Raw genomic sequence first — 13,979 nt, 5'->3', positions numbered from 1 at the left:
GGATCCTGGTGTCACCGGCCCGCATGGAGATAGGCGGCAGCCAGACCAACGCGGTCGAGCTTGCTCGCGGCGTGGCCGACCTCGGGCACGACGTGTCGTTGTTCGGGCCCGATGGCCCGCTGATCTCGGTCGTCAACGACCTCGGCCTGGACTACACCGTCGCTCCGGACGACCAGCGGTGGCCCTCGCGACGAAACATCACCGCGCTTACCACCCTCGTTCGAACGCGAAAGACCGAACTCGTGCACGGCTACGAATGGGGTCCGACTATCGACCTCGCATTCGGCCCGCACCGCCTTCTCGGCACCCCGCTCGTGAGCACCGTGCTGTCGATGTCAGTGCCCGACTTCCTGCCCAGGCACTGCCCGCTGGTCGTGGGAACCAAGGAGCTGGCGGATCAGCATGCCAGGCACTTCCCCCGCGTCGTCCTGATCGAGCCGCCCGTGGACACGACCCGGAACGCTCCGCGCGACGTGGCGACTGCCAGGCGCCGCTTCGGTTTCCGGCCGGAGGACCTGGTGCTCTCCGTGGTCGGCCGACTCGTCACCGACCTGGACAAGCTGAGCGGAGTGCAGGACTCCATCCAAGCGGTCGACGAGCTGGCGGCCGACTACGCGGTGCGGATGCTCGTCGTGGGCGACGGCCCCGGACTCGCAGACGTGCGCCGGCACGCCGACACCGTCAACACCCGACGAGGGCGAGAGGTAATCACCGTCACCGGCGGTCTGCTCGACCCGCGGGACGCCTACGCTGCCGCCGACGTGGTGCTCGGCATGGGAAGTTCTGCCCTTAAGGGGCTGGCCTTCGCAAAGCCCCTCATCGTGCAGGGCGCCGCCGGATTCTGGTGCCTCCTCGAACCGGCGACGCTGCATCGGTTCCTGGACGAGGGCTGGTACGGTCACGACGGCGCGGGAATCGCTGCACTCCTGACGACCCTGCGTCCCTTGCTCAACGACACCCGGCGGCGCCTCGAGCTCGGGGCGTTCGGCCGGGACCTGGTTGTCGAACGGTTCAGTTTGGCCAGGGCAAGCCGCGAGCTGGCCGACGTGTACGCGGCTGCGCTGGCCGCACCTGGGTCCCGGGCAGCGACATACCGCGGACTGACCGGATCCGGAATCCGGCTCGCCCGCTTCAAGTTCGCCATGGCCCGCCACCGCGCCGCGGCGGCAATCACCGGAGCGGGGCGCGTACCCGTCCCCGCGAACGGGGCCGGCCGATGACCCCGGTCGAGTCGGCCCAGGTGCGCGGGGCGCTGGGGTGGAGCACGATCAGCACCCTCCTCCTCAGAGTGGGCACCTTCGCCGTGGGCATTGTGCTCGCCCGGATCCTCACGCCGGAGCAATTCGGTGTCTTCGCCGTGGCCCTCACGGTGCAGGCCGTGCTGATCACCCTTGCCGACCTCGGGCTGAGCGCAGACCTGATCCGCACCCCAGACCCGAAACGAATCGCCCCGACGGTGGCCACCTTCGGCCTCGCCGCCGGTGCCGTCATGACCGCAGGCATGGCCCTTTCCGCGCATTCCGTGGCGTCGCTCCTTCGCAGCCCGGCTGCCGGGGACGTGATCGTCGTCCTGTCGTTCACCCTGCTCCTCGGCGGTGCCGGACTCGTTCCGTACTCGATGCTCCAGCGTCGATTCCAACAAAAGCGGTTGTTCTTGATCGCCGCTATCGACTTCGTCGTCGGTACCACCATCACCCTGTTCCTGCTCTGGGCCGGCTGGGGCGTGATGGCTCTCGCGGTCGGCCGGGTCGCTGCGCAGACCGTCACCCTGATCCTCCAGTTCGCGCTCTCCGGCGAACGCCCCCGGTACGGCGTCGATCCTGCGGTTGTTCGCCCCGTCCTCGCCTTCGGGCTGCCGATCGCCGCGGCGAACCTGCTGTCCTGGGCGCTGCTCAACATCGACAATGTCGTCATCTCCCGCATTAGCGGCCCGGTCGCGCTGGGATTCTACTTTCTGGCGTTCAATATTTCGAGCTGGCCGATGACCGCGCTGGGGCAAATTGTCAGGTCGGTGGCCCTGCCCGCCTTCTCGCGGACCGTCGTGACGCGCAACGACCCCTCCCTGGCGACGGCGACCTCGCTCACCTGGGCGGTCGCGGTACCGGCCGGCGCCTTCCTCGCCCTCCTCAGCGGACCCCTCATCGCCATTGTCTACGGCGACAAATGGGCCGCCGCCGCACCGGTGCTCGCCGCGCTTGGGCTGTTTGGCGCCGTCAGGGCCATTTTCGACCTCATCGTGTCGTACCTGCTGTCCAGGGGGTCGTCGAGGGTGGTCCTGGCCATCCAGGCGCTGTGGTTCGTCCTGCTCGTGCCCGCCACCATCTTCGCAACGCTGTGGTGGGGCATCGAGGGTGCGGCCTGGGCCCATCTCGCTGTCAGCGTCGTGATCATCATGCCCGCGTACCTGATCGCCGCCGGCCGCTCCGGCGCGAACGTACGGATGCTGCTGAGCCTCGGCTGGCAGCCGATCGCAGCAATGATTCCCGCCGCGCTCACCGTCCTCGGCGTAACCCAGCTCCTGCCGAACGACCTGCTGGCACTGATCATGGGTGGGCTGGCCGGTGGCATCGTCTACCTCATCCTGATCTACCGGTGGGTCCGTCAGCGCATCCCCACCCGCCCTCGACCAACCGACTCAGACCCCGTCGTTTCACCGAACTCGCCCGTGGAAGAGAGAAACTCATGACCGAAATCACAAAGATACCGCTGGTAGATCTCCAGCTGCAGCACGCCGCCATCGAGGACGAGGTCCGGGAGGGCTTCGATCGTGTGCTGGCGAGCGGGACCTACATCCTCGGTCCGGAAGTGGTGGCCTTCGAGGCTGAGTTCGGCGCCTATTGCGGGGTCGGCCACGTCGCCGGCGTGGGAAACGGGACAGACGCCCTCGAGTTGGCGCTGCGGGCCGGCCGGATCGGCCCCGGCGATGATGTCATCGTGCCCGTCAACACTTACGTCGCCACCGCAGAGGCCGTCCTCCGCTCCGGAGCAACCCTGCGTCTGGTCGACTGTGACGAGAATTACCTGATCGACGCCGAAGCGACGTCCGCTGCACTCGGGCCGCGGGTGCGCGCCATCATCGGGGTGCACCTTTACGGGCAGGCCGCGCCGATGGAGACCCTGCGCGCCCTCGCGGGAGAGAACGTCCTACTAGTCGAAGACGCTGCGCAAGCACAGGGCGCGCGACGACACGGCAGCCGGGCCGGCTCGCTGGGGGACATCGCCGGCACGAGCTTCTACCCGGGTAAGAACCTCGGAGCCTACGGAGACGCCGGGGCCGTGATGACAGGCTCATCAGACCTTGCCGAACGCGTGCGCATGATGCGTAATCACGGCGGTGTCCGACGGTACGAGCACAACCTGATCGGCGTCAATTCCCGGCTCGACGGTCTGCAGGCCGTCGTACTCCGGGCCAAGCTTGCCCGGCTCGACGGCTGGAATCAGTGGCGCCGGGACGCGGCCGCGGTGTACGACGAACTTGTGGCCGCCCTCCCCGAGGTTGTGGCTCCCCGGGTCGTGGCGGGCAATGAACACGTGTTCCACCTGTATGTCGTCAGGGTGCCGAACCGGGACGCGGTTGTGAGCCGGTTGAACGCCGTCGGAATCGGAGCGTCCGTTCACTACCCGGCGCCGATCCACCGCCTGCCGGCCTTCCAATTTCTCGGACAGGGCGACGGCGAATTCCCCGTGGCCGAGAAGCTCGCGGGTCAGATCATGTCCTTGCCGATCTTCCCCGGAATCACACGTGGCCAGCAGGAACTCATTGTCGATGAACTGCGGCGGGCGCTCGAAGCATGAGCGCGATACGACAGGCCACGGGCAGGCCGGAATCAAGGTTCCGGTTGCGCCCGAGCGACGTGCGGTCCGGGCGTGCGCTGCGGCAGGCGCCGCGTCGTGCGCCGGTGGTGACTGTGGTGATCCCGAACTACAACTACGGGCGCTTCCTGGCCGCGGCAGTACACAGCGCCGTGACCCAGGTGGGCGTGCGCACGGAAGTGATCATCGTCGACGACGCCTCCACAGACGACTCCGTCGCAATCGCCACCGCCCTGGCCGAAGCGGATCCACGGGTCCGCGTCATTGTCCGCCCGGTCAACGGCGGACCGGTAGCCACCTTCAACGACGGACTGGTCGCCGCGCAGGGGGAGTACCTTGTGCGGCTCGACGCGGATGACCTGCTCACGCCCGGTTCTCTCGGTCGGTCGACGGCTGTCGCGGAGGAGTACCCCAGCGTGGGTTTCGTGTACGGCCACCCGGTGCACTTCTCCGGCCGGGTTCCGGAGCGGCACCGTGGCACTGCAACGGCGTGGACGGTGTGGCCAGGTCGCGGCTGGTTGGAACTGCGCTGCCGTTTGGGGGTCAACTGCATCACCTCGCCGGAGGTCCTGATGCGCCTGAGTCTCGTACACAGAGTGGGCGGACAGCGCGACCTTGCCCATACCCATGACATGGAAATGTGGTTCCGGCTTGCCTGGCACGCTGACGTGGCCTGGATCAACGGCGCGGATCAGGCCTGGCATCGGGAACACGACGACAGTCTGTCCGCTCGTGAGGTCGACGTGCTCACCGACCTGCGGGAGCGGGCCGCCGCCTTCGATGTGCTCTTCGCGGATGTACCCGGTGGCGATGACCGGCTGCAGGCGGACAGGTTCCACCGAATCGCGCGTGCAGCCCTCGCCAATGAGGCCGTCGCCCGGGCTGCCCAGGCCTATTCCGCCGGGCACGGCGACGGGAAACAGACCGATCTGCTCCTTGGCTTCGCGGCCGAACTCGATGTCGCACCCGCAGCGATCGAGCACCTGCCCGTGCTGCGTCGGGCGCAGCGGCTCGGCCACAGGGCCAAATGGTCGCCCTACCTGTTCACCCGCGCCGTGGCTTACCGGGGTACACGAGAAATCCGCAGCTTGCGCTGGCGGTCAACCGGACTATGAGGGAATCATGACTGTCACAGAGAACGCGCGCAAATTGTCCGGTGTCTTGCGCCGGGAGGGGTGGAACGGGGTCGCCCAACGGTTGGCGAGGCGGGCGACCAAACGCTGGGGCGGGGACAGCGAGCCGATATTCCTGCGCGCCACAGATGTGGTGGATTCATCGATGGTCGGGATCCCCCCTGCTCGGCCCGCCCGTGCGTCCGGCGAGAGTCTCCGGATCGGCTGGGTACTCACCGCACCGGGTCCGGCCTCGGGCGGACACACCACGATCTTCAGGTTCGTCGAGGCCGTCGAGGCGGCCGGACACCGGTGCATCCTTTACGTGTACGACGGTCAGGGAGGAGCGGCACGTCAGTACGAGGAACTCATCCGGACCTGGTGGCCGAGGGTACGCGCAGAGGTCCGCGATGTGTCCGAACTAGGCGCACCAGGAGAAGACATCGATGCCTTCGTTGCGACGGCGTGGCCGACGGCACACATTCTCGCCGGGCGAGACAACATCCCGGGCGCCCGCTTCTACCTTGTCCAAGACTTCGAACCGTACTTTTACCCGCGCGGAAGCGCCTACGAATTAGCGGAGGACACCTACCGATTCGGATTCACTCCGCTAACGGTCGGCCGGATGGTGGCCGATGAACTGCACAGCCGGTTCGACGACCAACCGATCGTGGCGGAGTTCGGCTGCGACCGGGAGCGGTACTCGGTCCTCGATCACACGCCCAGGGATGCCGTGATCTTCTACGCCAAGCCCGGTACGGCCAGGCGCGGCTACGAACTCGGCCTGATGGCGCTCCAGCTCTTCCATCAGGCCAACCCGGCCGTGGAGATTCACACCTTCGGGGTCACCGCCAGACGGCTTCCTTTTCCTGCAACTGTGCACGGGCATATGAGCCCGGTCGAGCTCAACAGACTGTACAACCGGTGCGGGGCCGGCCTGGCACTCTCCTTCACCAATATCTCCCTGATCGCGTTCGAACTGCTGGCCGCTGGCGTCACCCCCGTCGTCAACGACTCGGCCGGCACTCGCGCCGACCTGTCCAACCCACACGTCGCCTGGACCCGCCCCACTCCGCGAGCAGTAGCAGAGGCGCTGGAGATTGCGCTTGCCAGCCACCGGATCGCGGGCCCGGATGCGCTCGCCGCCAGCGTCGCCGAGGTGTCCTGGGCTCCAGCTCAGGCCACGGTGCTGCACGCAATCGAAGAGGCCTGCACCAGACCGAGAACGAAATCACCACACACAGCAGGAGGACGACTATGACGCTCAGAAAGCTCTGGCAGATGCTCACCCGCTGGAGGTGGGTCGTCGTGCCCGGCCTGATCCTGGCAGTGGCCGGTGGGGTGGTCGCCGGGGTCATGTCACCCGTGAGCTACAAGGTGCAATCGAGCTATCTGTTCCTCTCGCCCGTCTTGGGCGCTGACGGCACCGCGGGCAACCCCTTCCTGCAACTCGGCAACGGGGTCTCGACCACGGTCGACATTCTCGCGGTGTCACTGTCCGACGTGATCACGACCGAGCAGTACACCGACAACGCCCCAGACCTCACCTACACGACGTTCAGGGACAACTCGCTTTCCGCGCCCCTTCTGGCTATCACTGTCGAGGACGTCAGCCGCACGAACGCCTATGCGACATTGGACTCCCTCGGAAAGGATCTAGGAATGCGGCTCGATGCCCTTCAGGAGAGGGCGGGCGCGCCACGGAACCAATGGGTCACCACCACCCAACTGACGCGCGACCCGAAGGCCGTAATCAGCTATGCGGTCCCCATCCGCAATGGAGTCGGAGTCGGGCTCGGCCTGGTCCTCCTGACCATCCTTGTGATGGCGCTCGCCGAACGGCGCCGGAGCCGCCGGGTGACCCCGCGTGACGACGGGACCCAGTCGGTCACGGGACCGCGCGATCCTGAACCGGACGTGGAGACGACCCGCAGCCCGGCGACATCCGCTGACGAGGCGCGACCTGAACCGGATCTGGATGACCACGAGCTGGTGGACGATTACGTCCTCGTCCCGGAACCATCGGAAGGCCGTCGGCACCGATGACCGGCACCCTGCAGCCGGGCACGGTGGCCGGTAGCGCGCCGCCACGGCCGCCGGCCCGCGAGGCGTCGACGCGGATATCCTATGACCCCATGGTCATCCTGCAGGTCTATGTGGTCGTGCTCATCGGGTCGCCGTCGATCTACGTGATTGGGCCGCTCGGCGCTGCCGGAACCCCCGCGACAATCCTGGGGGTGCTCTTTCTGATGTTGTGGCTTGTCGGCCTGGTCACCAGACAGAATCGGCTCCTGCAGGCGACGCCGGTGCACTGGGCGTTGGCCGCGGTGTGCGTCGCCACCGTGCTGGCGTTCGTTGCGGGGATGTTGCGCCCGATTACCGCCGCCGAGGTGTCGTCCGCGGTACGGGGACTAATCATGCTGGCGTCCTGGGCCGGGGTGATCCTCCTAGTCGCCGACACCATGCGTAGTCGCGCCCGGCTGGACGCGTTCCTCCGGCTGCTGGTCCTCATGGGCGCATTCCTGGCCGGGCTCGGAATCGTCCAGTTCATCTGGGGGGTGAACTTCATCGAGCTACTTCATCTCCCCGGGCTCGTGGCGAACGAGGACGGAGGTTCGTTGTATTCCCGGTCGGGGTTCCCGCGAGTGAGCGCGACGGCGTTGCACTCCATCGAGTTCGCCGCCGTCCTCGGCATCATCCTGCCGCTGTCGGTCTACCTCGCCTTCACGGCGACCAGACGACGCGCCTGGCAATGGGCCCAGCTGGGCCTGATCGGCGTTGCAATACCGCTGACGGTTTCCCGGTCGGGCATGCTGGGCCTGATCATCGGCGTCCTATTCGCCCTGTGCGTCGCGACCAACCGTCAACGGATGTGGATGCTGGTGATCCTGCCCGTGGTTGCGATCGCGTTCCGTGTCGTGATGCCCGGCCTGCTCGGAACGATCAGGGAGCTGTTCCTGGATGCCGGACAGGATCAGTCCATTGACGGCCGGGTGCGCGACTACGAGGCGGTCGAGGCGTTCTTCGCGCAATCCCCGTGGGTGGGCAGGGGGCCGTTCACATTCCTGCCGAGTATGTACCGCACCCTCGACAACCAGTTCCTCGGTATCTTGGTCGAGCAAGGCATCATCGGGTTGATCGCGTTCGTGTGTCTGCTCGTTGTTGCCATCATGCTCTGCTTCATGACCGGGCTGCGAGCCCGCGACCGGCAACGCCGGCTACAGGCGTTCGCGCTGGCGGCGAGCCTCACTTCTGCCGCCGTGTTATGCGCCACGTTCGACGTCTTTGGGTTTCCGATGGCGATGGGCGCGCTGTCGCTGGTCTTGGGCGCGGCCGCGGCCGCGTGGCGCCTGCGGCAGAAGGGGATGGGCCGGCCAAACCGGCCAGTCCGACGCCCGAGGGTGCTTCGAGGCTGGACAACGAGCGCCCTAACAGCCGCAATGGCCCTCGGCCTCGGCGCCGGCGGCTACGTCATTTCCCAGGCCACCGGGGGGTTCGAAGCCCAAGGTTCCCTGCTCCTCGGTATTCCGTCGGCCACAGGGCAAAACAGTTATGACAGCAAGACCGATGTGCCTGGCATGAGCGACGTCGTCGTGTTCATCATGAACAGTGCCCCGGTTGCGGCGTCCCTGGCCGACGACGGCGTCGAGGACTATACGGTCGCAACCGGGCAGGGCAGTCTGGAAAGATATACCGAGGTGCTCGGGAACAGCCCTCTGGTCTGGATCAGCACTCGGGCGTCGACGCCTGAGGCCGCCGCCGATGAGGCCCTGCAGGTGCTGCGAGAGGTCAAGAACCAGCTTGCGATGCTGCAGAGGGATAGGGGCATCCCATCCGGCGTCCGAGTTCTCGCCACGGACGACTTCATCACCCCGGACGTGTTTACCCGACCGGTGTCCCGCGCGCCCGCGCTGGGCGGGCTCGTACTGCTCGTGGTCCTCTGCGCCCTGCTCTGCGTGGGAATTCTCCGCCGGGTTCCCGCAGCGTCGCGGGAGGAACCGACGCATCGTGCTGCCAGTCGTCCGCACGTTCGCGACAGAGCTATGCGGTGAGGTGGGCTGCATCGGCGTAACATTCGAGCAAGACCTCACCGGCTCGATCCCAGGACAGGAACTCGCGCCGCGATGTTCCGTGCGTCGACAGCCGGTCCAGGAGCTCGGCGTCTCCCGCCAAGTGGACCAGGTGCGCGGCCAGAGCAGCACGATCTCCGATGGCATGTTCCAGAAAATCGGCCCCTTCGACGCCGAGGGCGCCCGCAGCCGTGCTGACCAGCGGAACACACCCGCTGGCCTCCGCCTCGAGGGTGACCAGCGCACTGCCTTCCGTCCAGGTTGGCAGCAGCAGAACGTCGGCGCTGCGCAACAATGCCGGCACGTCGGTCACAAAGCCAAGGGCGGTGACGCTGGGCAGGTCCAGCAGCTCACGAATGGCCGCGGCGTAGTCGGGCTGCAGCGCACCGGCGATCAGGAGTTCCGCATTCGGCAGGCTCGCCAGACGCCAGGCCTCGAGGGCGACGTGCAAGCCCTTTGTCGGATCGCCCCGGCCGACGAAGACGGCGCGGAAGGGCCTTTGCTCGCGCACTGCCGGGCGTGCCTCGAACTGAGTGAGGTCGCAGCCATAGCGATGTTGCAACAGGGAGCGTATGGGAAACCCCTCGGCGATGAACTCGTCGCGAGCGTAATCGGACGGCACGAGCACGGCGGTGGCCGCGTCGTATTCCTCGCGCTCTCTGGCCAGGACGTCTCGGTTGGACGCGTGCGAGTGGGCGGTCGGCAGAGGCACGCCGGCATCGGTCGCTGCAAGCTCGGATTGCCTGATCACACTCGCCGTGTGCGGATTGGGCGATTCGCGCAAGGCGGGAATCCCCAGCGCGCGCGCGGTGGCGAGAGTCCGCAGGCACCCCCGCGGCCAGGCGTGCACGATGTCGATACCGGCCGCATGCCTGGACAGCCAGCCGGACACGACGGCGTCGTGGTACTCGTAGGCACGCTGGACACCGATGGCTCGGTGCGGGAGTCTGAGCGGACCCACGCTCAGCGTGGTGTGGACGGTGACATTCGCAGGAAGTTCGAGCGAGCCAATCGAGGTGGCAAAAAGTTCGACCTGGACGCCGAGGCGCACCAGCCCGAGAACCTGCTGTCTGGCAGTGAGAGCGATTCCAGGACGATCCAATGAATGCGGAAAACTGTACAGAACTCTCATGGCCGCTCTCGTCGCGTCGGGGTGTGATGGAAACGTGCCAGGCGCCACACTGCCTTGCGCCAGAGCACGACCAGATACTAGCCAGAACCCGCGAATTCGGTATTGGGGAAGTTGCAGGCTATGCTCAAAAACGTGAGCATTTCTTAATTCTGCCCCCATCCGGGGGGCAGAAAACGCTTGCATCACCCCCCAAATGGGTTACAGTAGTTCAAGTTTTGATCACGACGCGGTCGAAATTGGCGTGTCGTAGGTTCTGTGAATGGGCTTGTGATCGGCGCGCCCGATCCAGAAAGGTTCTCAGAACCATGAAGCAGTTACTACATTCGGGTACGCGGGAACGCTCGCATACACGTCGCACCACCATCGCCACGGCATTCGCCGCCGCGGTGGCCGTCAGCCTCACCTTGGGGTCGACGGCAGCATTTGCTGCTGACACCCAGGTGGGCAGCAGTGTTCCGCAGGCCACCACTGCCACCACGAGTCTCTTTGCCTCCGCCAAGCCCGCCGTCGCCGCCGTCTCCGACAGCGAACCGGTAGAACTCGGTGTTGCACTGAAGACCTCGACTGCAGGGTCGATCTCTGCGATCCGCTTCCATAAGGGTGCTGGCAACGGGGGCACTCACACGGGCACCGTGTGGTCCATCGCGGGCAAGAAGCTCGCCTCCGCCACCTTCACCAATGAAACTGCCACCGGTTGGCAGACGGCAAAGCTCGCCACCCCCCTCTCGGTCACGGCTGGACAGACCGTCGTGGTGTCCTACCTCGCACCACAGGGCCACTACTCTTACTCGGCCGATTACTTCAATTCCGCCAAGACCAGCGGAGCCCTGACCGCCGCCGCTGGAGACAACGGACTTTACAAGTACGGCTCCACCGGTGGCTTCCCCACCAAGACCTACGAGTCCGCGAACTACTTCGTTGACGTCGACTTCAGCCCCAAGGCTGAGACGGCACCGGCTCCGGCACCGACCGCGGTTCCGGCACCTGCTCCTGCCCCGGCTCCCGCCCCGGCTCCTGCCCCGGCACCGGCATCCGGATGGCCGAGCGCCAGCACCACCGGCGTTCCCTCCGGCGTCACGCTGAAGCCGTCCGGCAGCATCACCATCACGACGCCTGGCGCGGTCGTGGAGGGTCTCGACATCAAGGGCGACGTGCTCATTCGCGCAGCTAACGTCACTCTCAAGAACTCCAGGGTGACCGGTCGAGTCGACACCGGTGACTCGGCGGGCAAGTACCCTGGCACGCTCATCCAGCGCGTCGAGGTCATCGGCCCGTACAACAGTGCCGCTGACGGTGGCTTCCCCGCCGTCGGATACACCGACCTCACCTGTGACGGCTGCAACATCCGCGGCTGGGGCAAGGGCGCCGGCCTCGTAGCCAACGTCACCATCAAGAACTCGTGGATCCACGACCTTGTTGTGCACGGAGACCCGGCAAACGGTGGCAGCCACAACGAGGCCATCATCAGCCTCGGCGGCACCAACTTCAACATCACGGGTAACCGCCTGGATGCGGGTTCGGCACCGAACTTCTCGGCCTCACTGGCGCTGTACAGCCAGATGGAAACCATCCGGAATGTGGTTGTCGACCGTAACCTCTTCAACGGTGGCGGATACTGCCTGTACGCCGGGAGTACGAACGGCAACACGGCCAGCAACTCGAAGTTCACGAACAACACCTTCGGAACCTCGGTGTTCCCGAAGTGCGGTTCCTACGGCCCCGTCACCTCGTACACGTCCGGCAACGGAAACGCGTGGTCCGGAAACGTCATGTCCAACGGCACGGTGGTGAACCCCGGCTAATCTGCACGGGCCCGCGTCGGCACAACGCCGGCGCGGTGCAGCAGCCACCCGCATTAGCAGGGTAGGCCAGCAGACCCGCTGATCAAAACGATACGAGGCACCCGAAGCTCAGGCTTCGGGTGCCTCTGTCGTGGATTTCTTGACTCCCTAGGTTGTGCCAAGCGCGGCTCAGGTGCGTGAACTCTCATCGCGCTCCCACGTCGTGTATCGAGCTCGCGTGGCCAAGACACGGGCCAGAGCCACGATTGCGACGTACAGGGCGATATCGAGTAGTGCCGTCGGTCGCCGTCTGAGCAACGCGACCAGGTCGCGGGCCTGGCCCCGCTGCCCGTCGGATAACCCGATCGATCCGTCCGCGGTGACCACTTCCGCCTGGGTGCGGTACGAACGCCGCATGATTTTCATCAGGTCCGCCGTTGTGCGGGGGATGCGCACGGAGACGGGCTCCGTCTGTACTATCGAGATTTCGTCATCGGCGAAGAGCGCGTCGATGAAGGTGTCGTCTGAGACCAGTTCGGGGAATTCGCCGAACCGGGCCCGACCGGACTCGGACAGGGCGTAGGCGCCCGCACCCCACAGCCGGCCGGTGATCGAAGGCAGCTGGGCTCGAACGGCGTACCACCGTCGCATCGGCCAGCCGGCGGCGGCGGTGTCGAAATGAACCGGCGGTCGGGCTGCCAGGGTGACCCCGCTCTGCAACAGCCGGGAGGTGTCCCGCACTGCGCGCCCCGTCATGACCACGTCCGCGTCGAGGTAGATGCGTGGCCCCGGCCCCGCGAGCAGGTCGCCGGCCCGAAGCGCAAGCACCTTGGAGGCCTGATCGAGTTCCACAACCCGTACACCGGCGAACCCGCGTGCGATTGCCGCGGTTGTGTCCGTGCATCCGTTGCAGGCCACGATGACACGCACCCGCCCGGCTGTGGCGAGGTCGCCGAGTGCGGCAAGCGTGCGGCCGATCACGGCCTCCTCGTTGTAGGCCGCGATGATGACGTTCCCGACCGGGTCGGGTCGGTCGGGCAGCTCGTGCGAGCCGGGCAGTATCCGGACGGCAGACGCGCCCGGCAGCCGCGATCCCGGTGATTTTTCGGTGATGTGTGCACCCGGCAGGTCCGCGCGGATGCGGCGGGAGAATAGCGCCCGCAGCGCCAGCCTGGCCCCCGGGTCATGCGGTCGGAGTAGCCCATGCAGAACTGCAACGGCCCAGAACGCCGCGACCATCAATCGCCCGCTGGCCCGTCCGCCGTGCCACTTGCCGAAGTACCGAACCTTGTTCAGCTGGAGGAGGGCGTCCAGAGCCGGGGAGCTGCCCGACCCGCCCCCGGCATGGATGACTTGCGCTGTCGGGCAATAGAGCACCGACGCCCCGGTTTCGCGAATCCGGCGACAGTAGTCCGTCTCCTCCGAATACAGGAAGAACCGCTCTGCGTCCCACTCACCGACGTCGCCGATAAGGCGGGTTTGCACCAGAAGGGCCGCTCCCGTAGCCCAGTCCACGGCGTGGGCGGACACGTAGTCCCCGGGCTGCCGCACAGTCTCGGACAGCCAGCCTGGTCGAGCGGGCCAACGATCCCCGAAGAACGCGTCACCCAAGGCGCGGCCCAGCGTGGGTTCCCTCCGCAGCGACATCTGCCTGGCTCCGGTCTCATCCACAACAACGGGCACGGCAGCACCGGCCGTGCGTGAGGCCTGTAGGAGCGTACCGATCGCCCCGGGCCCGAGCACGAGATCGGGGTTCAGGAAGAGCGTCGCTTCCGCTGCCGGTACGTTTGCGAGCCCCACGTTGAGGCCGCCGGAATAGCCGAGGTTGCCACCCGCATCGACCACCGTGACGTTGGGTCGATGAGCCACGAGGCTTGGCAATCTGCTTGTTTCGGCATTGTTGTCAACGATCACGACCGCGTAACTCAGCTCGCCCGCTGCGGCCGGCAGCGAATCGAGGAGGCGCGGAAGGTCGTCATCGCTGTCATAGGCCACAAGGATGATCGCGCAGTCGATCGCGGGCGCCGGACGTCCGGTCAATTCCGCAGCTGTGCTCGCCGTGTTCGTCATG

Annotated in this window: 10 protein-coding genes; 8 read left to right on the top strand and 2 right to left on the bottom strand. The window is 66.5% G+C overall.

The features are described from left to right. The first annotated feature begins 8 nt into the window (after window positions 1-8). Genes ACU5E9_RS10335 through ACU5E9_RS10305 form a run of 7 tightly spaced genes read left to right on the top strand, consistent with a single transcriptional unit; the run spans window position 9 to window position 8,977 of the window. A complete protein-coding gene (locus ACU5E9_RS10335; protein WP_456809826.1) occupies window positions 9-1,220 on the top strand; it encodes a glycosyltransferase family 4 protein in 1,212 nt (403 codons plus the stop codon). After that, the gene (locus tag ACU5E9_RS10330) at window positions 1,217-2,686 is read left to right on the top strand and encodes a lipopolysaccharide biosynthesis protein (protein WP_456809825.1); all 1,470 of its coding nucleotides are present in this window, start codon (window positions 1,217-1,219) and stop codon (window positions 2,684-2,686) included. The genes ACU5E9_RS10335 and ACU5E9_RS10330 overlap by 4 nt, the downstream gene beginning before the upstream one ends. Then, window positions 2,683-3,795, top strand: a complete 1,113-nt coding sequence (locus ACU5E9_RS10325) for a DegT/DnrJ/EryC1/StrS family aminotransferase (protein ID WP_456809824.1) — start codon at window positions 2,683-2,685, stop codon at window positions 3,793-3,795. The genes ACU5E9_RS10330 and ACU5E9_RS10325 overlap by 4 nt, the downstream gene beginning before the upstream one ends. 44 nt (window positions 3,796-3,839) lie before the next feature. Then, entirely contained in the window at window positions 3,840-4,928 is a 1,089-nt protein-coding gene (locus ACU5E9_RS10320; protein ID WP_456809823.1) for a glycosyltransferase family 2 protein, read from the top strand. Window positions 4,929-4,935: 7 nt separating this feature from the next. Next, window positions 4,936-6,186 carry a rhamnosyltransferase WsaF family glycosyltransferase gene (locus ACU5E9_RS10315; protein WP_456809822.1) on the top strand — a complete coding sequence of 417 codons (1,251 nt, stop codon included), beginning with the start codon at window positions 4,936-4,938 and terminating at the stop codon, window positions 6,184-6,186. Continuing rightward, entirely contained in the window at window positions 6,183-6,971 is a 789-nt protein-coding gene (locus ACU5E9_RS10310; protein ID WP_456809821.1) for a hypothetical protein, read from the top strand. Before ACU5E9_RS10315 ends, ACU5E9_RS10310 begins: the two co-directional genes overlap by 4 nt. After that, a complete protein-coding gene (locus ACU5E9_RS10305; protein ID WP_456809820.1) occupies window positions 6,968-8,977 on the top strand; it encodes an O-antigen ligase family protein in 2,010 nt (669 codons plus the stop codon). The genes ACU5E9_RS10310 and ACU5E9_RS10305 overlap by 4 nt, the downstream gene beginning before the upstream one ends. Here ACU5E9_RS10305 and ACU5E9_RS10300 read toward each other — a convergent pair. Then, complete coding sequence (locus ACU5E9_RS10300; RefSeq protein ID WP_456809819.1) at window positions 8,967-10,127, bottom strand: glycosyltransferase family 4 protein; 1,161 nt, start codon at window positions 10,125-10,127, stop codon at window positions 8,967-8,969. The two genes, ACU5E9_RS10305 and ACU5E9_RS10300, sit on opposite strands and share 11 nt — an antisense overlap. A 305-nt stretch (window positions 10,128-10,432) precedes the next feature. Between ACU5E9_RS10300 and ACU5E9_RS10295 the strand changes: the two genes are divergently transcribed. Continuing rightward, complete coding sequence (locus ACU5E9_RS10295) at window positions 10,433-11,929, top strand: DUF4082 domain-containing protein (RefSeq protein ID WP_456809818.1); 1,497 nt, start codon at window positions 10,433-10,435, stop codon at window positions 11,927-11,929. A 168-nt stretch (window positions 11,930-12,097) separates the two neighbouring features. Here ACU5E9_RS10295 and ACU5E9_RS10290 read toward each other — a convergent pair whose 3' ends face one another. Next, on the bottom strand, window positions 12,098-13,978 hold the full coding sequence (locus tag ACU5E9_RS10290; protein ID WP_456809817.1) for a glycosyltransferase: 1,881 nt from the start codon (window positions 13,976-13,978) through the stop codon (window positions 12,098-12,100). Window position 13,979: the final 1 nt, after the last annotated feature.

The organism is Cryobacterium sp. AP23, from assembly GCF_054075385.1.
This window is presented reverse-complemented; position numbering and strand designations above follow the sequence as displayed.

Coding starts and splice junctions, on each gene's coding strand:
- ACU5E9_RS10330 (WP_456809825.1), top strand. CDS start 1,217: ATGACCCCGGTCGAGTCGGCCCAGGTGCGCGGGGCGCTGGGGTGGAGC.
- ACU5E9_RS10325 (WP_456809824.1), top strand. CDS start 2,683: ATGACCGAAATCACAAAGATACCGCTGGTAGATCTCCAGCTGCAGCAC.
- ACU5E9_RS10315 (WP_456809822.1), top strand. CDS start 4,936: ATGACTGTCACAGAGAACGCGCGCAAATTGTCCGGTGTCTTGCGCCGG.
- ACU5E9_RS10310 (WP_456809821.1), top strand. CDS start 6,183: ATGACGCTCAGAAAGCTCTGGCAGATGCTCACCCGCTGGAGGTGGGTC.
- ACU5E9_RS10305 (WP_456809820.1), top strand. CDS start 6,968: ATGACCGGCACCCTGCAGCCGGGCACGGTGGCCGGTAGCGCGCCGCCA.
- ACU5E9_RS10300 (WP_456809819.1), bottom strand. CDS start 10,127: ATGAGAGTTCTGTACAGTTTTCCGCATTCATTGGATCGTCCTGGAATC.
- ACU5E9_RS10295 (WP_456809818.1), top strand. CDS start 10,433: ATGAAGCAGTTACTACATTCGGGTACGCGGGAACGCTCGCATACACGT.
- ACU5E9_RS10290 (WP_456809817.1), bottom strand. CDS start 13,978: ATGACGAACACGGCGAGCACAGCTGCGGAATTGACCGGACGTCCGGCG.